Origin of the sequence: Cellulomonas biazotea (genome assembly GCF_004306155.1) — a bacterium.
Lineage (GTDB): Bacteria > Actinomycetota > Actinomycetes > Actinomycetales > Cellulomonadaceae > Cellulomonas > Cellulomonas biazotea.
The window spans coordinates 1-17,749 of record NZ_BIMR01000203.1 but is presented as its reverse complement, the minus strand read 5'-3'; the positions used below and the strand labels follow the sequence as shown (position 1 = coordinate 17,749).

General features: G+C 73.7%; 15 protein-coding genes. 14 read left to right on the top strand and 1 reads right to left on the bottom strand.

Translation table 11 applies throughout. The annotated features are described in order from the left end of the window. The 13 genes from CBZ_RS13180 to CBZ_RS13120 all read left to right on the top strand — a co-directional run. On the top strand, positions 1-610 hold a 610-nt coding region (locus CBZ_RS13180; protein WP_130781988.1), incomplete at its 5' end, for a Trp biosynthesis-associated membrane protein. 67 nt (positions 611-677) lie between these two features. Next, positions 678-983, top strand: a complete 306-nt coding sequence (locus CBZ_RS13175; protein WP_130781987.1) for an HGxxPAAW family protein — start codon at positions 678-680, stop codon at positions 981-983. Between the two features lie 102 nt (positions 984-1,085). Then, complete coding sequence (locus tag CBZ_RS13170) at positions 1,086-1,583, top strand: CD225/dispanin family protein (RefSeq protein ID WP_130781986.1); 498 nt, start codon at positions 1,086-1,088, stop codon at positions 1,581-1,583. 34 nt (positions 1,584-1,617) lie between these two features. Continuing rightward, positions 1,618-2,112: a DUF2752 domain-containing protein gene (locus tag CBZ_RS13165; RefSeq protein ID WP_246013355.1), complete on the top strand. Its 495-nt coding sequence runs from the start codon at positions 1,618-1,620 to the stop codon at positions 2,110-2,112. A gap of 58 nt (positions 2,113-2,170) precedes the next feature. After that, complete coding sequence (locus CBZ_RS13160) at positions 2,171-2,737, top strand: DUF4190 domain-containing protein (protein WP_130781985.1); 567 nt, start codon at positions 2,171-2,173, stop codon at positions 2,735-2,737. A gap of 161 nt (positions 2,738-2,898) precedes the next feature. Further along, the gene (gene trpC, locus CBZ_RS13155; protein ID WP_130781984.1) at positions 2,899-3,711 is read left to right on the top strand and encodes an indole-3-glycerol phosphate synthase TrpC; all 813 of its coding nucleotides are present in this window, start codon (positions 2,899-2,901) and stop codon (positions 3,709-3,711) included. Next, on the top strand, positions 3,708-5,024 hold the full coding sequence (gene trpB, locus CBZ_RS13150; RefSeq protein WP_130781983.1) for a tryptophan synthase subunit beta: 1,317 nt from the start codon (positions 3,708-3,710) through the stop codon (positions 5,022-5,024). Before trpC ends, trpB begins: the two co-directional genes overlap by 4 nt. Positions 5,025-5,043: 19 nt before the next feature. Continuing rightward, positions 5,044-5,898: a tryptophan synthase subunit alpha gene (gene trpA, locus CBZ_RS13145; protein WP_130781982.1), complete on the top strand. Its 855-nt coding sequence runs from the start codon at positions 5,044-5,046 to the stop codon at positions 5,896-5,898. Further along, positions 5,895-6,776: a prolipoprotein diacylglyceryl transferase gene (lgt, locus tag CBZ_RS13140; RefSeq protein WP_130781981.1), complete on the top strand. Its 882-nt coding sequence runs from the start codon at positions 5,895-5,897 to the stop codon at positions 6,774-6,776. The genes trpA and lgt overlap by 4 nt, the downstream gene beginning before the upstream one ends. Before the next feature lie 152 nt (positions 6,777-6,928). After that, the gene (gene gltB / locus CBZ_RS13135; protein WP_130781980.1) at positions 6,929-11,500 is read left to right on the top strand and encodes a glutamate synthase large subunit; all 4,572 of its coding nucleotides are present in this window, start codon (positions 6,929-6,931) and stop codon (positions 11,498-11,500) included. Continuing rightward, complete coding sequence (locus tag CBZ_RS13130; protein ID WP_130781979.1) at positions 11,493-12,968, top strand: glutamate synthase subunit beta; 1,476 nt, start codon at positions 11,493-11,495, stop codon at positions 12,966-12,968. Before gltB ends, CBZ_RS13130 begins: the two co-directional genes overlap by 8 nt. Positions 12,969-13,064: 96 nt before the next feature. Further along, the gene (pyk, locus tag CBZ_RS13125; protein ID WP_130781978.1) at positions 13,065-14,501 is read left to right on the top strand and encodes a pyruvate kinase; all 1,437 of its coding nucleotides are present in this window, start codon (positions 13,065-13,067) and stop codon (positions 14,499-14,501) included. A 98-nt stretch (positions 14,502-14,599) separates the two neighbouring features. Next, positions 14,600-15,508 (top strand): ribonuclease Z, encoded by a 909-nt coding sequence (locus CBZ_RS13120; protein ID WP_130781977.1) that lies wholly within the window; start codon positions 14,600-14,602, stop codon positions 15,506-15,508. Positions 15,509-15,566: 58 nt separating this feature from the next. Here CBZ_RS13120 and CBZ_RS22020 read toward each other — a convergent pair whose 3' ends face one another. Beyond that, entirely contained in the window at positions 15,567-16,517 is a 951-nt protein-coding gene (locus tag CBZ_RS22020; RefSeq protein WP_130781976.1) for a hypothetical protein, read from the bottom strand. Between the two features lie 241 nt (positions 16,518-16,758). On the opposite strand from CBZ_RS22020, the gene CBZ_RS13110 reads away from it, so the two are divergent. Then, positions 16,759-17,664 carry a caspase family protein gene (locus tag CBZ_RS13110; protein ID WP_130781975.1) on the top strand — a complete coding sequence of 302 codons (906 nt, stop codon included), beginning with the start codon at positions 16,759-16,761 and terminating at the stop codon, positions 17,662-17,664. Positions 17,665-17,749: the final 85 nt, after the last annotated feature.

Below are 17,749 nucleotides of genomic sequence, written 5' to 3'. Positions count from 1 at the left end.
GTCCCCGCCCTCCGCGTCGTCGTCGGCTGCGCGGTCGGGCCGGCGCGGACGGGGCGGCGCCGCGGGCACGCTCGTGCTGCTCGCGGGGGTGACGGCGCTGGTCGTCGTGCCGACGTGGCTGACCGCCTCGGGCTCGACGGCCCTGCGCGGCACGGTCACCCTCGCGGTCGCGGGGACGCAGGTCGCCCCCGCGGTGCTCGGTGCGTCGGTGGTCCTGCTCGCGAGCGCGGCCGCGGTGGCCCTCGTCGGCCGGGTCGGCCGCTGGCTCGTGGCCGTGGTCACCGCCCTGTCGGGCGTCCTCGTCGTCGGCTCCGCGGCCGCCGTGCTCGCCGACCCGCGCGCGGCGGTGGTCCCGGTCGTCACGCAGCAGACGGGCGTCGGGAAGGTCGTCGGCGACGTGGGCGTCACCGCGTGGCCCTGGCTGACGGTCGTCGCGGGGGTCCTCGTCGTCGTCGCGGCGGGCTGGCTGGTGCGGGTGTCGCGCGGCTGGCAGGGACCGTCGCGCCGCCACGAGACGCCGGCCGCCGGGTCGGGGCCCGCAGGGCCCGCGGGACCGGTCGACGAGCGCGGCGCGTGGGACGCGCTGAGCCGGGGGGACGACCCGACGTGACGCCGGGTGTCCGCAGGTCGGAGGTCGGATAGGGTGGGCGCGAACCGAGCACGAAGGGCAGCACCTGATGTCTGACCAGTCCCTGGCGCACCGCGCACAGAACGCCACCCGGACCGAGACGGTCCACCTCCCCCCGACGGTCGCCCCCGTGAACCACGGCAAGACGGTCGCGGGCTGGACGACGACGTACGGCGTGGTCGGCGGCGGCCTCGTCGCCGCGCTCGGCGTGACGTTCGCGCTCGTCTGGCTGGCCTGGGTGGGGCTGGGCATCGTCGTCGTCGCCCTGGTGCTCGGCAAGGTCCTGCAGTCCCTCGGGTACGGGCAGGGTGGGTCGCACACGACGGCGCGGGACTCCCGCGCCGGCGCCCACTGACCGAGGCGTCCTCGCCGCAGGCTGCTCGACCCCGCGCGCCGAAGCGCGCGGGCACCCGTCACGACCGGGCCGAGCCCGGTCGTCCGCGTCCCAGGAGGCCCGATGTCGACCCCCAACGAGCCGCAGAACCCGTTCGAGAAGAACCAGCCCCAGGAGGGCGGGGCCGGCACGCCCGAGTCCGGCACGCCGGGCACGCCGCAGTACCCGGCGGCCCCGCAGTACCCGTCGGGTGACGCGCCGCAGTACCCCGCGGCGACGCCGCAGTACCCGTCGGCTCCCGGCTACCCGGCCGCGTCGGGCTACCCGGCCGCGCCGCAGTACGACGCCGCCGGCTACTCGGCCCCGCCGAACAACTACCTGGTGTGGGCGATCCTCTCCACGGTGCTGTGCTGCCTGCCGCTCGGTGTCGTCTCGATCGTCTTCTCGACGCAGGTCAACACCAAGTGGAACGCCGGCGACTTCGACGGCGCCCGTGCGTCGGCGAACCGCGCGAAGCTGTGGGCGATCTGGTCGGCCGTCGCGGCGCTCGTCGCCACGGTGGGCTACGTCATCCTGCTGGTCGTCGGCGCGCTGGCCCTGCCGGACACCACGACGTACTGACCGGACCTCGGGCAGGGAAGGGCGGCGACCGCGGTTGAGCGAGCACCACGCACCCGCGGCCGCCGCCCACCCGGGCCACCCGGCCCTCCCTGTCCCGTCGGGCCGCCCGTCGCTCGGGAGCGCGCGGTCCCTGCACTGGCGCGCCGCGGCGAGCCCGCTCGCCGTCGCGGCGGTGTCGGTCGCCGGGCTCGCGCTCGTCGCGACCGTCGACCCGCACACCCCGGGTCGCTACCCCACGTGCCCGCTGCTGTGGCTCACGGGTCTGTACTGCCCGGGCTGCGGCTCCCTGCGGGCGATGCACGACCTCGCCCACCTCGACGTCGCGGCCGCGTGGGGCATGAACCCGCTGCTCCTGGTCGTGCTGCCGTTCCTGGTCCTGGCGTGGTTCGCGTGGACACGGCGGGCGCTGCTCGACGTGCCGCGACGCCGGCTCGCGCACCCCGCGTGGATCTGGGCGGTCCTGGCCGTCGTCCTCGGCTACGCCGTCCTGCGCAACGTCCCGGCCCTCGCGCCCTGGCTCGCGCCCTGACCGGACCCCTGCGCCGCGCGACGACAGCCGTGCGGCCGACCTCCCACCTGGAGCGACGATGAGCAGCACCGACCCGCAGGCCACCGGACCGGACGACGGGCGCGACCAGCCGCCCGCCGACCCGTGGCGCAAGGCCGACGAGCCGACCTCGCCCGTCCCGCCGTACCTCGGCGCCCCGGAGGGCGTCGTCCCGTCCGCGCCGTCCGACCCGACCGTCGCGCCGTACGGCGCAGCACCGGCCTACGGCAGCGCGCAGCCGTACGGCGCGGTCGCGCCCTACCCCGCGGGCCCCCAGGCGTACCCCGGCTACCCGGGGTACCCGGGCTACCGTCCGCCGCTGCCGAAGAACAACCTGGCCGTCTGGTCGCTGGTGCTCGGCATCTGCTCGTTCGTCCTGTCGTGCTTCTTCGTCACGGGGATCCCCGCCGTCATCATCGGCAACAACGCCAAGCGCGCGGTCGAGCGCGGCGAGGCGGACAACCCCGGGATGGCGACCGCGGGCGTCGTGCTCGGGTGGATCGCGATCGGCCTGTCGGCGCTCGGGCTGCTGTTCTGGGCGGCGTGGTTCGTCTTCGTGGTGGTCCTCGGCGTCGTGGGCGCGACCGTCGACGGCACGACGACCTGACCGCCGAGGCGCGCTCCGCCGGGGCGTGACGGCCGTTCCGGTCCACGTCACGGGCTGTGGTCGGGGTCACCCGGCGACGCCCGTACCATGGCCGGGACAGACCTGCCCGCCGCCGACGGTGGCAGCGGGCTGGGCCGATCGGGGGAAGGGGTGAGGCTTCGATGACCGTGCTGGACGACATCGTCGCGGGCGTCAGGGAGGACCTTGCCGTCCGCGAGGCGGCGACCCCGCTCGCCGCGGTCAAGGAGCTGGCCGCGAAGCGACCCTCGGCGATCGACTGCGTCGGTCGGCTGCGCGTCGCGGACGCGGTGACGGTGATCGCCGAGGTCAAGCGGTCGAGCCCGAGCAAGGGCTCCCTCGCGGCGATCACCGACCCGGCGGCTCTCGCGGCGGAGTACGAGAAGGGCGGCGCGACCGCGATCTCGGTGCTCACCGAGCAGCGCCGGTTCAACGGGTCGCTCGCCGACCTCGACGCCGTCCGCGCCCGGGTCGACATCCCGGTGCTGCGCAAGGACTTCGTCGTGACGCCGTACCAGGTGTGGGAGGCGCGCGCCCACGGTGCCGACCTCGTGCTGCTCATCGTCGCGGCGCTCGAGCAGACGGTGCTGGAGTCGCTCGTCGAGCGCGTCCACTCGCTCGGGATGACGGCGCTCGTCGAGGTGCACGACTCCGAGGAGGTCGCGCGTGCAGTGGACGCCGGTGCGCGGGTCATCGGGGTCAACGCGCGCAACCTCAAGACGCTCGACGTCGACCGCACGACGTTCTCCCGGGTCGCGCCGTCGATCCCGTCGGACGTCGTCAAGATCGCCGAGTCGGGCGTGCGCGGTCCGCACGACGTCATGGACTACGCGCGTGCCGGTGCCGACACGGTGCTCGTGGGTGAGGCGCTGGTCACGGACGACGCCCCGCGGCAGTCCGTCGCGGACCTCGTGGCGGCCGGCGCGCACCCGTCGCTGCGGGCGGTGCGCCAGTGACGGCACGTCGTGGCGCCGGCCCGACCGGCGCCCCGCTCCAGCCCACGCACTCGGCAGGACCGCTCGCGACGCACGCCGGACCGTACTTCGGCGACTTCGGCGGCCGGTTCGTCCCGGAGGCGCTGATCGCCGCGCTGGACGAGCTCGACACCGAGTACCACAAGGCGCTCACGGACCCCGCGTTCGGGCGTGAGCTCGCGCGCCTGCACCGCACGTACACGGGCCGTCCGAGCCCGCTGACCGAGGTGCCGCGGTTCGCCCGGCACGTCGGCGAGGGCGTGCGGGTGTTCCTCAAGCGCGAGGACCTCAACCACACGGGCTCGCACAAGATCAACAACGTGCTGGGCCAGGCGCTGCTCGTGAAGCGCATGGGCAAGACGCGCGTCATCGCGGAGACGGGCGCGGGCCAGCACGGCGTCGCGACCGCGACGGCCGCGGCGCTGCTCGACCTCGAGTGCGTCGTCTACATGGGCGAGGAGGACACGCGGCGCCAGGCGCTCAACGTCGCGCGCATGCAGCTCCTCGGCGCCGAGGTCGTCCCCGTGACGATCGGGTCGCGGACGCTCAAGGACGCGATCAACGAGGCGCTGCGCGACTGGGTCGCGAACGTCGACACGACGCACTACCTGCTCGGCACCGTCACGGGCCCGCACCCGTTCCCGGAGATGGTGCGCGACTTCCACAAGCTCATCGGCGAGGAGGCCCGGGCGCAGCTCCTCGAGGAGATCGGGCGCCTGCCCGACGCGGTGGCTGCGTGCGTGGGCGGCGGCTCGAACGCGATGGGCATCTTCAACGCGTTCCTCGACGACGCCGACGTGCGGCTGTTCGGTTTCGAGGCGGGCGGCGCGGGGATCTCCTCGGGCCGGCACGCCGCGCGCTTCTCCGGCGGCCAGCCGGGCGTGCTGCACGGCGCCAAGTCGTACCTGCTGCAGGACGAGGACGGCCAGACGCTGCCGAGCCACTCGGTGTCGGCGGGCCTGGACTACCCGAGCGTCGGCCCCGAGCACGCGTGGCTGCACGACATCGGCCGGGCGCAGTACCGGCCGGTCACGGACGACGAGGCCATGGAGGCGTTCCGCCTGCTGTGCCGGACCGAGGGGATCATCCCCGCGATCGAGTCGGCGCACGGTCTGGCGGGCGCGATCCAGCTCGGCCGCGAGGCGGCGTCGTGGCGCGGCGACGACGGCCACGACCCGGTGCTGCTGGTCAACCTGTCGGGCCGGGGGGACAAGGACGTCGCGACGGCCGCGGCGTGGTTCGGCCTCATCGAGGACGAGCCCGTGGTGCTGGCCGACGAGGGCGAGCAGCTGTGAACGTGAGCGAGGAGGCGCGGTGAGCGCGGTGGACGTCCGGTCGGCGACGGGGGAGCACCTCGACCGACTGCGTGCGGGCGGTGACGGCGCGCCGGGTCGTGCCGCGCTCGTCGGGTACCTGCCCGTGGGCTTCCCGAGCGTGCAGGACTCGGTCGACGCGACGCGCGTGCTGATCGACGCGGGCGCGGACGTCGTCGAGCTCGGCATGCCGTACTCCGACCCCGTGATGGACGGCCCGCTGATCCAGCGCGCGGTCGACACCGCGCTCGCGGGCGGTGTGCGGGTCCGCGACACGCTCACCGCGGTCGAGCAGGTCGCCGGTCGGGGCGCGCCGATCCTCGTCATGACGTACTGGAACCTGGTGCTGCGTTACGGCGTCGAGGCGTTCGCGCGCGACCTCGCCGCGGCGGGAGGTGCCGGGCTGATCACGCCCGACCTCATCCCGGACGAGGCGCGGGACTGGCTCGTGTCGTCGGACGTGCACGGCCTCGACCGGGTCTTCCTCGTGGCGCCGAGCTCGACGCCCGAGCGGCTCGCGTCGACGAGCGCGGCGTCGCGGGGCTTCGTCTACGCGGCGTCGACGATGGGCGTCACGGGGGAGCGGACCACGGTCGGCGGCCGGGCCGAGCAGCTGGTCGCGGACACCCGCGCCGCGGGCGCCGAGCGCGTCTGCGTGGGTCTGGGCGTGTCCCGTCCGGAGCAGGCGGCCGAGGTCGCGCGCTACGCGGACGGCGTCATCGTGGGCTCGGCACTGGTCCGTCCGCTCATGGACGCGCACGACGCCGGTGACGCGACGCGCGGTCTCGACGCGCTCGCGACGGTCACGGCCGACCTCGCCGCCGGGGTGCGGTCCGCCGCGCGGGACCCGCGGTGAGCGCGCTCCTTCCCCTCGCGATCCCGAGCCCGCCGCAGGGCGTGTGGCACCTCGGCCCGTTCCCGGTGCGCGCGTACGCCATCGCGATCCTGCTGGGCATCGTCGCGGCGCTCCTCATCACGCGGCGCCGGTGGGCGGATCGCGGCGGGGACCCCGACACCGTGCTCGAGATCTCGTTCTGGGCGGTGCCGTTCGGCATCGTCGGAGGCCGGATCTACCACGTCATCAGCTCGCCGCAGGCGTACTTCGGCGAGGGCGGCGACCCCGTGCGTGCGCTGTTCATCTGGGAGGGCGGCCTGGGCATCTGGGGCGCCGTCGCGTTCGGCGCGGTGGGCGCGTGGATCGGCTGCCGGCGCCAGGGCGTGCGGCTGGCGCCGTTCGCCGACGCGCTCGCGCCGGGTCTGCTGGTCGCGCAGGCGATCGGCCGGCTCGGCAACTGGTTCAACCAGGAGCTGTTCGGCGGTCCGACGACGCTGCCGTGGGGTCTGCGGATCGACGACGCGCACCTGCCCGCGGGCTTCGAGTCGGGCACGCTGTTCCACCCGACGTTCCTGTACGAGCTGCTGTGGAACCTCGCCGGCGCCGCGGTGCTGGTGTGGGCGGACCGCCGCTTCAAGCTCGGGTACGGGCGCGTGTTCTGGCTCTACGTCATCGTCTACACGCTCGGGCGGCTGTGGATCGAGGCGCTGCGGATCGACCCCGCGAACACGATCCTGGGGCTGCGCCTCAACGTCTGGACGTCCATCATCGTGTGCCTCGGAGCGCTGGTAGCGTTCGTGGTGGTCGGGCGCCGGCACCCAGGGCGCGACACGACCCTCCTGCGGGAACCCCCGACCGTGCAGGACGACGAGGAGAGCACGACCGAGACCGCCCGCTGACCGCGGGTGGGAAGTGACCCACCTCACAAAGTGGCGATTCGGCTCGGTATGTTTCCGGGTTGTATCGTCACCCCACGTCTGGGCCGACGACGTCCCGCGTTCCCCCCATGTTCGTCAAACCCCGGTCCCCGGGGATCGTGAGGACGGTGCAGATGTCGACGTCGCACGTGAGCCCTGACGCACTCGCCGTGCCGTCGGGCGCGGCGCAGCGCGGTCTCTACGACCCCGCCGCGGAGCACGACGCCTGCGGCTTCGCGTTCGTCGCGACCCTGCGCGGCACACCCGGTCGGGACATCGTCGACGCCGGTCTGACGGCGCTGCTCAACCTCGACCACCGTGGCGCCGTGGGCGCCGAGGAGGACAGCGGCGACGGCGCGGGCATCCTCACCCAGATCCCCGACGCGTTCCTGCGGGACGTCGTCGACGCCGACCTCCCGCCCGCCGGCTACTACGCGATCGGCATGGCGTTCCTGCCCGTCGACGAGGCCGAGCAGCGGACGGTCGTCGCCGCGGTCGAGTCGATCGCCGCGGAGGAGAAGCTCGACGTGCTCGCGTGGCGCGACGTCGTCGTGACGGCCGACCTCGTCGGCCCGACGGCGCGCGCCTCGATGCCCGTGTTCCGCCAGCTCGTCGTCGCCGACCCGTCCCGCGAGCTCGCGGGCGTCGACCTCGACCGGCGCGCGTACCGCCTGCGCAAGCGCGCCGAGCGCGAGGTCGGGCTGTACTTCGCGTCGCTGTCGGCCCGCACGCTCGCCTACAAGGGCATGCTGACGACCGGCCAGCTCGAGCCGTTCTTCGCGGACCTGTCCGACCCGCGCTACGCGACCGAGATCGCGCTGGTCCACTCGCGCTTCTCGACCAACACGTTCCCGTCCTGGCCGCTCGCACAGCCGTTCCGGCTCGTCGCGCACAACGGCGAGATCAACACGGTCCGGGGCAACCGCAACTGGATGGCGGCGCGCGAGGGCACGCTCGCGAGCGAGGCGCTGGGCGACCTCGCGCCGCTGCTGCCCGTGTGTACCCCCGGTGGGTCGGACTCGGGCAGCTTCGACGAGGTGCTCGAGCTGCTCCACCTCTCGGGCCGCTCCCTGCCGCACGCGGTCATGATGATGATCCCGGAGGCGTGGGAGAACCACGCCCAGATGGACCCGGCCCGCCGTGCGTTCTACGAGTACCACTCGACGCTCATGGAGCCGTGGGACGGCCCCGCCGCCATGACGTTCACCGACGGCACGCTCATCGGGTCGGTCCAGGACCGCAACGGCCTGCGGCCCGGCCGGTACTGGGTGACCGAGGACGGCCTCGTCGTGTGCGCGTCCGAGGCCGGTGTCCTCGACATCGACCCGTCGACCGTCGTCGCGAAGGGCCGCCTCGAGCCCGGCCGGATGTTCCTCGTCGACACCGGCAAGGGCCGGATCGTCGAGGACGCCGAGATCAAGGCGCAGCTCGCCGCGCAGCGCCCGTACGCCGAGTGGGTCCGTGACCACTCGGTCTACCTGGAGCAGCTGCCCGAGCGCGAGCACGTCGCGCACTCCGCCGCGTCGGTCCGCCGCCGCCAGCGGACGTTCGGCTACACCGAGGAGGAGCTCAAGGTCCTCCTCTCGCCGATGGCGGCCAACGCGGCCGAGCCGCTCGGCGCCATGGGGTCCGACACGCCCGTGGCCGTGCTCTCGAGCCGGCCGCGCATGCTCTTCGACTACTTCACGCAGATGTTCGCGCAGGTGACGAACCCGCCGCTCGACGCGATCCGCGAGGAGCTCGTCACGGCGATCGGCGGCGCGATCGGTCCCGAGCCCAACCTGCTCGAGGACGGGCCGGGGCACGCGCGCAAGCTCATGCTGCCGTTCCCGGTGCTCGACAACGACCAGCTCGCGAAGATCGTGCACGTCCAGAAGGAGCCCGCGCTCGGGTTCCGGGCGACGACGATCCGCGGTCTGTACCGGGCCGCCGGCGGGGGAGCGGCGCTCGAGGCGCGGCTCGAGGAGATCTTCGCCGAGGTCGACCGCGCGGTCGACGACGGCGTGAGCTTCCTCGTGCTGTCCGACCGCAACTCCGACGCCGAGCTCGCGCCGATCCCGTCGCTGCTGCTGCTGTCGGCCGTGCACCACCACACGCTGCGCCGCCACACGCGCACGCAGATCTCGCTCGTCGTCGAGGCGGGCGACGTGCGCGAGGTGCACCACGTCGCGCTGCTCATCGGCTACGGCGCGGCCGCGGTCAACCCGTATCTCGCGATGGAGTCCGTCGAGGACCTCGCGCGCAACGGGTACCTGCCGGGCGTCTCGCCCGACAAGGCCGTGAAGAACCTCATCAAGGCGCTCGGCAAGGGCGTTCTCAAGGTCATGTCGAAGATGGGCATCTCGACGATCGCGTCCTACCGCGGCGCGCAGGTGTTCGAGGCCATCGGGCTGTCCCAGCCGCTCGTCGACCGCTACTTCACGGGCACCACGAGCCGCCTCGGCGGCATCGGGCTCGACGTCATCGCGGCCGAGGTCGCCGCTCGCCACGAGGACGCATACCCCGCGTCCGGCAACCGCCAGCCCCACCAGCGCCTCGCCGTCGGCGGCGAGTACCAGTGGCGGCGCGACGGCGAGGACCACCTCTTCGACCCTGAGACGGTGTTCCGCCTGCAGCACTCGACGCGCACGCGGCAGATGGACGTCTTCCGCCAGTACACGCACCGGGTCGACGAGCAGTCGTCGCGGCTCATGACGCTGCGCGGCCTGCTCGCCTTCAAGGAGGGCGTCCGCGAGCCCGTGCCGCTCGACGAGGTCGAGCCCGTGAGCGAGATCGTCAAGCGGTTCAGCACCGGCGCGATGTCCTACGGCTCGATCTCCGCCGAGGCGCACGAGACGCTCGCCATCGCCATGAACCGGCTCGGCGCCAAGTCGAACACCGGTGAGGGTGGCGAGGACCCGGAGCGGCTGCACGACCCCCAGCGGCGCTCGGCGATCAAGCAGATCGCCTCGGGGCGGTTCGGCGTCACGAGCGAGTACCTCACCAACGCGGACGACATCCAGATCAAGCTCGCGCAGGGCGCCAAGCCCGGCGAGGGTGGTCAGCTGCCGGGGCACAAGGTGTACCCGTGGGTCGCCAAGACCCGACACTCGACGCCCGGCGTGGGTCTCATCTCGCCGCCGCCGCACCACGACATCTACTCGATCGAGGACCTGGCGCAGCTGATCCACGACGCCAAGAACGCGAACCCGTCGGCGCGGATCCACACCAAGCTCGTCAGCGAGTTCGGCGTCGGGACGATCGCCGCGGGCGTGGCCAAGGCGCACTCGGACGTCGTCCTCATCTCGGGTCACGACGGCGGCACGGGCGCGAGCCCGCTCACGTCGCTCAAGCACGCGGGCACGCCGTGGGAGATCGGCCTGGCCGAGACGCAGCAGACGCTCGTGCTCAACAACCTGCGCGACCGCGTGGTCGTGCAGGTCGACGGTCAGCTCAAGACGGGGCGCGACGTCGTCGTCGGCGCGCTGCTCGGTGCCGAGGAGTTCGGCTTCGCGACCGCGCCGCTCGTCGTGTCGGGCTGCATCATGATGCGCGTCTGCCACCTCGACACCTGCCCCGTGGGCGTCGCGACGCAGAACCCCGAGCTGCGCGCCCGGTTCTCCGGCAAGCCCGAGTTCGTCGTCGCGTTCTTCGAGTTCATCGCGCAGGAGGTCCGCGAGCTGCTCGCGCAGCTCGGCTTCCGGACGCTGGTGGAGGCCGTCGGCCACGTCGAGCTGCTCGACACGCGCGCCGCGATCAACCACTGGAAGGCCGAGGGCCTCGACCTCGCCCCCGTCCTCGCGGTGCCCGAGCCGGTGCCCGGCGCTGCGCTGCACCACACGTCGTCGCAGGACCACGGCCTCGACCGGGCCCTCGACAACCAGCTCATCTCGCTCGCCCAGGACGCGCTGGAGCGGCAGGAGCCGGTGCGCATCGCGCTGCCGATCCGCAACGTCAACCGGACGGTCGGCACGATGCTCGGCCACGAGGTGACCAAGCGGTACAGCGGTGCGGGCCTGCCCGACGACACGATCGACGTCACGGTGACCGGCTCGGCCGGCCAGTCGTTCGGCGCGTTCCTGCCGCGCGGCATCACCCTGCGGCTGTTCGGCGACGCGAACGACTACGTGGCGAAGGGCCTGTCGGGCGGTCGCGTCGTCGTGCGCCCCGACCGCAGCGCCGTGCTCTCGCAGCACGACGTCATCGCGGGCAACGTCATCGGCTACGGCGCGACGTCCGGGCAGGTCTTCCTGCGCGGGCTCGTCGGTGAGCGCTTCGGCGTCCGCAACTCGGGCGCGACGCTCGTCGTCGAGGGCGTCGGCGACCACGGCTGCGAGTACATGACCGGCGGCACCGTCGTCGTGCTCGGCCGCACCGGCCGCAACTTCGGCGCCGGCATGTCGGGCGGCACCGCCTACGTGCTCGACCTCGAGGTGCCCCTCGTCAACCTCGAGGCGGTGCGGGCCGGCGAGCTGTCGCTCGACCCGCTCGACGACGAGGACGCCGCCCTCGTCGAGCAGCTGCTGCGCACCCACCTGGAGGAGACCGGCTCGCCGGTCGCCGCGCAGCTGCTCGAGGACCCGGCGGCGACCCGGGCGCGGTTCACGCGCCTGCTGCCCACCGAGTACGCCCGCGTCCGTCGCGCGCTCGCGCAGGCCGAGGCCGACGGCCTCGACCCCGCCGCGCCCGGCGTGTGGGACCAGATCCTGGAGGTGGCCCGTGGCTGACCCCCGCGGCTTCCTGAAGGTGCGGGAGCGCGAGCTCCCGCCGAGCCGTCCCGTCGAGGTGCGCCTGCGCGACTGGAAGGACGTGCACGCCCACCTGGAGGACGGCCAGCCCTTCCTCAAGGAGCAGGCCGGGCGCTGCATGGACTGCGGCGTGCCGTTCTGCCACAACGGCTGCCCGCTCGGGAACCTCATCCCCGAGTGGAACGAGCTCGTGTGGCGCGGGCAGTGGTCCGACGCGATCGACCGCCTGCACGCGACGAACAACTTCCCGGAGTTCACCGGGCGGATCTGCCCGGCGCCGTGCGAGTCGAGCTGCGTGCTCGGCATCAACCAGCCGCCGGTGACGATCAAGAACGTCGAGGTCTCGATCATCGACGAGGCGTTCGACCGCGGGCTCGTCACGCCGCAGGTGCCACAGCGGCTGACCGGCCACACCGTGGCCGTCGTCGGGTCCGGCCCCGCCGGCCTGGCCGCCGCGCAGCAGCTCACGCGCGCCGGCCACACCGTCGCGGTGTACGAGCGCGACGACGCCGTCGGTGGCCTGCTGCGGTACGGCGTGCCCGACTTCAAGCTCGAGAAGATCCACATCGACCGTCGCCTCGCGCAGATGGAGGCCGAGGGCACGCGCTTCCGCCCTGGCGTCGAGATCGGCCGCGACCTCACGTGGGACCAGCTCCAGGCCCGTTACGACGCGATCGTCGTGGCGACCGGCGCGACCGTGCCGCGCGAGCTGCAGGTCCCCGGCAAGGAGCTCGGCGGCGTGCACGTCGCGATGGACTTCCTGCACCAGGCCAACGCGGTCGCCGCGGGCCGTGAGGTCCCCGACCAGATCACCGCGGCCGGCAAGCACGTCATCATCATCGGCGGCGGCGACACCGGCTCGGACTGCCTCGGCACGGCGCTGCGCCAGGGGGCGGCGTCGGTCACGACGCTCGCGATCGGCAAGCGCCCGCCCGAGGACCGTCCGGCGCACCAGCCGTGGCCGACCGACCCGATCCTGTTCGAGGTCTCGTCCTCGCACGAGGAGGGCGGCGAGCGCAGCTACCTCGCGTCGACCGTCGAGTTCGTCGAGGGCGAGGGGGAGCGCGCCGGCACCGTCGCGCGCCTGCGCCTGGCGACCACCGAGTACCTGTCCGACGGCCGGCGTGTCCCGACGCCCGGCACCGAGCGGGACGTCCCGGCGGACCTCGTGCTCGTCGCGATGGGCTTCACCGGCCCGGAGACCGACCCGCTCGCCGACCAGCTCGGCGTCGTCACGACGTCGCGCGGCCTGATCGCCCGTTCGGACGACTTCGCCACCACCGTGCCCGGCGTGTTCGTCGCCGGCGACGCGGGCCGGGGGCAGTCGCTCGTCGTGTGGGCGATCGCCGAGGGCCGCGCCGCGGCCGCCGCGGTCGACACCTATCTGTCGGGGGGCACCGAGCTGCCCTCACCGGTCACGGCCAGCACCGTGGCGCTGCGCCCCTGACCCCACCCGGACCGTCGTCCTCTACCCACCTGGGCCAGGGCCCGGGCCGGGACGTTGGTCCGACCACGCCCACCAGGAAGGCATAGGCTCAGAGCCATGCGTAGAGCAAAGATCGTCTGCACCCTCGGACCCGCGACGGAGTCCGCCGAGCAGATCCAGGCCCTCGTCGACGCCGGGATGGACGTCGCACGGATCAACCGCAGCCACGGCGACACCGAGGCGCACGCGAAGGTGTACGCGAACGTGCGCGCCGCCGCGCAGGCGTCCGGCCGGTCGGTCGCGGTCCTCGTCGACCTGCAGGGTCCGAAGATCCGCCTCGGCCGCTTCATCGAGGGTCGTCACGACCTCGCGGTGGGCGACGTCTTCACCATCACGACGGACGACATCGAGGGCACCAAGGAGCGCGTCTCCACGACGTTCAAGGGCCTCGTCGGCGACGTCTCGCCCGGCGACCCGATCCTCATCGACGACGGCAAGGTGCTCGTCCGCGTCACGGCCGTCGAGGGCAACGACGTCATCACGCGCGTCGAGGTTCCCGGCCCGGTCTCGAACAACAAGGGCCTGAACCTGCCGGGCGTCGCGGTCTCCGTGCCCGCGATGAGCGACAAGGACGAGGCCGACCTGCGCTGGGCGATCCAGATCGGCGCGGACATCATCGCGCTGTCGTTCGTCCGCAACGCCAAGGACTACGACGACGTCCGCCGGATCATGGAGGAGGAGGGCCGGGTCGTCCCGGTCGTCGCCAAGATCGAGAAGCCGCAGGCCGTCGACAACCTCGCCGAGATCGTCGCCGCGTTCGACGGCATCATGGTCGCCCGTGGCGACCTGGGCGTCGAGCTGCCGCTCGAGCAGGTGCCGCTCGTCCAGAAGCGCGCGGTCGAGATGGCCCGCCGCAACGCGAAGCCCGTCATCGTCGCGACGCAGGTCCTCGAGTCCATGACGACGAGCCCGCGCCCGACGCGTGCCGAGACGTCCGACTGCGCCAACGCGGTGCTCGACGGCGCGGACGCGGTCATGCTCTCGGGCGAGACCAGCGTCGGCGACTTCCCGATCGAGACGGTCCGCACGATGGCCCGCATCATCGAGGCCACCGAGGAGCTCGGTCGCGAGCGCATCGCGCCCCTGGGCTCGACGCCGCACACGCGTGGCGGGGCGATCACCCGCGCCGCCGCCGAGATCGGCGAGACGATCAACGTCAAGTACCTCGTGACGTTCACGCAGTCCGGTGACTCCGCGCGCCGCATGTCGCGCCTGCGGTCCCCGATCCCGCTGCTCGCGTTCACGCCCGTCGAGTCGGTGCGCAACGTCCTGTCGCTGAGCTGGGGTGTGCAGACGTACCAGGTCCCGACGGTCGAGAGCACCGACGTCATGGTGAGCCAGGTGGACCAGACGCTGCGCGCGAACGGTCTCGCCGAGGTCGGCGACTACGTCGTCGTGGTCTCGGGTGCGCCGGTCGGGGTCGTCGGTTCGACGAACTCGATCGTCGTGCACAAGATCGGCGACGAGGAGAACCCGGGCGGTCGCGTCGCCTGACGCCTGCGCGTGCCGAACGGGCTCCGGGGACTCCCCGGGGCCCGTTCGTCGTCCCCGGGACGTGCGAGGATGCCGGGCGTCGCTGACGGGGAGGTCGGATGCGTGAGCTCGTCGTGCTCGGGACGTCGTCGCAGGTGCCGACGCGCGAGCGCAACCACAACGGGTACCTGCTGCGGTGGGACGGCCAGGGGCTGCTGTTCGACCCCGGCGAGGGCACGCAGCGGCAGATGATCCTCGCGGGCGTGCCGTCGTCGGCGGTGACCCGGATCTGCCTGACGCACGTGCACGGGGACCACACGTTCGGGCTGCCGGGTGTCCTGTCCCGGCTGTCGCTGGACGGTGTCGAGCATCCCGTCGACCTGCACTACCCGGCGTCGGGCGACGCCGTCGTGCGCGCGCTGGTCGCGCTGGCGCGGCCCGGTGCCGACCTGCGGCTGCACCCGCACGGCGCCGCCGGGGAGGTCGCGCCGGGGCTCGTCGTCGAGCCGCTCGCGCACCGGGTCGAGACGTACGGCTACCGGCTGGTCGAGCCCGACGGCCGCTCGCTCGTGCCCGCCCGGCTGGACGCGGCGGGTGTGCGGGGCGCGGACGTGGGGACGCTCGTGCGCGACGGGCGGTGGGGCGGTGTGACGCTCGACGACGTGAGCGTGCCGCGGCCGGGTCAGGGCTTCGCGTTCGTCATGGACACCGCGCCGTGCGCCGGGGCGGAGGCGCTCGCGCAGGACGTGGACCTGCTGGTCGCGGAGGCGACGTACGCCGACGAGGACGCGGCCCTCGCGCGCGAGCACCGCCACCTCACGGCCGGGCAGGCGGGCGCGCTCGCCGGTGCCGCCGGCGTCGGGGAGCTGGTGCTCACGCACTTCTCCTCGCGGTACCCGGACGTGGGTCCGCTCGTCGAGCAGGCACGCCGCGCGGCGGCCGGCTCACGGCGCGCCGGGGGCACGCGGGTGCGGGCCGTCGACGACCTCGACCGGGTCCGGCTCCCGCCCCGGCGGCGCCTCGTCTGAGGCCCTGGCGGGCCGTTCGACGCTCCGTGCGGTCGCCGCTGCCGCCGACCGGAGCGCGTCAGCGGCGCCAGGAGACGGCGTGCAGCCCGTCGTCGTCGATGACGCAGCCCACGACGAGGCCGAGGTCGTTCACGGCGGACAGGACGACGGTCGCGAACGGGTCGGGTGCGGCGACGAGCCAGGTGCGGCCCGACCCGTCCTGCACGAAGCCCTGCTGCCCCTGGCCCGGCGGCACGATGCTGCCGACGGCGACCCCGCGGTCGTTGAGGTCGGCGACGACGCCGAACCGGTGGTCGGCGGGCGACACGTCGGAGACGGCGCCCGACGCGGTCCACCGCACGGCCCGCAGGTCGCCCGTGCCGGCACCCGTGTAGCTGTAGCCGGCGGAGTTGCCGGCGCGGTCGACGGCGGTCGCGAGGCGGCTGCCCGTGCCGTCGGCGAGGCCCGGCAGTCGCACGAGGGTGCCGTCGGGCTCCCAGCGGACGGCGACCTGCTCGCCGTCGACCCACGCGTCGCCGACGACCTGGCCGGCGTCGTTGACGTCGTTGGCGCCGGTGGACCCGCCGAGGTCCGCCAGCCGCGTGAGCACGCCGTTGCGCCACCGCCACGCGTGCCGCTCGCCGCCGAGGGTCCCCGACGTGCCGACGACCTCGCCGCGGCCGCTCACCGCGGACACCGTCTCGAACGTGTCGGTCGGGTCGGCGACGCCGAGGAGGTGCAGGCGGCGGCCGTCCCAGAACGCGGCGCGGCCGTTCACGAGGCCGGCGACCTGCCCGCGGTCGTTGATCGCGGCGGCCGAGGTCAGCCCGCCGGGGAGGGGGAGGACGCGGCCACGGTCGACGAGGTGCGTGTCGGTGACGACGACGCCCTGGTCGTTGACGTCCACGGCGCACTCGTCGACGCCGAGCGGGACCGCCGCCGGGTCGTCCGAGGCCGTGGCCGGCGCGGCGAGGCTGCCCAGGGCAGCGGCGAGCGCGACGGACAGCAGCGTCCTCGCGGGCTTGGGCACGACGTCCCCCTAGACGGTCACGGAGCGGGTGCCGCCGGACGCTCCGGCGGGCCGTCGCCCCGATGCTGGACGAGTGAACAGTGCCAGCACAACCGTCATCGACAAAGTTCACCTGATGGCGGCACGGTCCCCACCTGCCCGCCACGGGAAGCGGGCGAAATCGGGACAAAGGGGGTTCCGCGGCGCGAGGGCCGGTGGGACGCTGGCGGGTGGCAGGTGCGGTTCGACGAGGGGGACGGACATGACCGGGTACTCGCTGCACATCGGGCTCAACCGGGTGGACCCGGGGGCCTACGGCGGCTGGGACGGCAAGCTCAGCGGCTGCGTGAACGACGCGAACTCGATGCTGCGGCTCGCGACCGCCGCCGGGTTCGAGCCGACGCAGCTGCTCGACGCCGCGGCGACGTCGGAGGCGGTGATCACCGCGATGGGCGCCCTGGCCCGCAAGGCGAAGGCCGGCGACCTCGTGCTGTTCACGTACTCCGGGCACGGCGGCCAGGTGGCCGACATCGACGGCGACGAGCCCGACGGCAAGGACGAGACCTGGGTGCTGTTCGACCGCCAGGTCGTCGACGACGAGCTGCGCAGCATGTACGCGCAGTTCCAGGAAGGCGTGCGCGTCCTCGTGCTGAGCGACTCGTGCCACAGCGGCTCGGTCGTGCGCAACGACGCTCGCGACGCCGAGCTGCAGCAGGGTCGCGAGACCGAGCTCGGTGTCGAGCGCGGCGCACGCACCGGCCCGCCTGTGCCCCTGCCGCCCGCGGCGGTCGCGCGCGTCATGCCGCGGGGCGTCGCCGAGAAGGACGACAAGGCGCGCCGGTCGACCTACGAGTACGTGCAGTCGCTCGCCGGGTCGACGACCGACGCCGACGTCGCCGCGTCGGTGCTGCTGATCTCCGGGTGCCAGGACAAGCAGTACTCGTACGACGGTCCGGTGAACGGGGAGTTCACGGGGACGCTGCTGCGGGTCTGGGACGAGGGCGCGTACGCCGGTGGCGGCTACGCCGCGTTCCACGAGGCGATCCGCAGCCAGATGTCGGAGAACCAGCAGCCGAACTACTTCCTGCTGGGGACCAAGGACGAGGCGTTCGAGCAGCAGAAGCCGTTCACGATCGCGGCCGCCGGGGGGACGACCTCGGCCGCGTGAGGGCGACGCCCCGGCGGACCGGACGCGACGTCCGGGGACCGGGGCTCGGCGGTGGTGCGGTCGCGCCGCGCGGACGCGACCGCAC

Coding starts and splice junctions, on each gene's coding strand:
- gltB (WP_130781980.1), top strand. CDS start 6,929: ATGTCGACGTCGCACGTGAGCCCTGACGCACTCGCCGTGCCGTCGGGC.
- CBZ_RS13110 (WP_130781975.1), top strand. CDS start 16,759: ATGACCGGGTACTCGCTGCACATCGGGCTCAACCGGGTGGACCCGGGG.
- CBZ_RS13175 (WP_130781987.1), top strand. CDS start 678: ATGTCTGACCAGTCCCTGGCGCACCGCGCACAGAACGCCACCCGGACC.
- CBZ_RS13170 (WP_130781986.1), top strand. CDS start 1,086: ATGTCGACCCCCAACGAGCCGCAGAACCCGTTCGAGAAGAACCAGCCC.
- CBZ_RS13160 (WP_130781985.1), top strand. CDS start 2,171: ATGAGCAGCACCGACCCGCAGGCCACCGGACCGGACGACGGGCGCGAC.
- trpC (WP_130781984.1), top strand. CDS start 2,899: ATGACCGTGCTGGACGACATCGTCGCGGGCGTCAGGGAGGACCTTGCC.
- pyk (WP_130781978.1), top strand. CDS start 13,065: ATGCGTAGAGCAAAGATCGTCTGCACCCTCGGACCCGCGACGGAGTCC.
- CBZ_RS13120 (WP_130781977.1), top strand. CDS start 14,600: ATGCGTGAGCTCGTCGTGCTCGGGACGTCGTCGCAGGTGCCGACGCGC.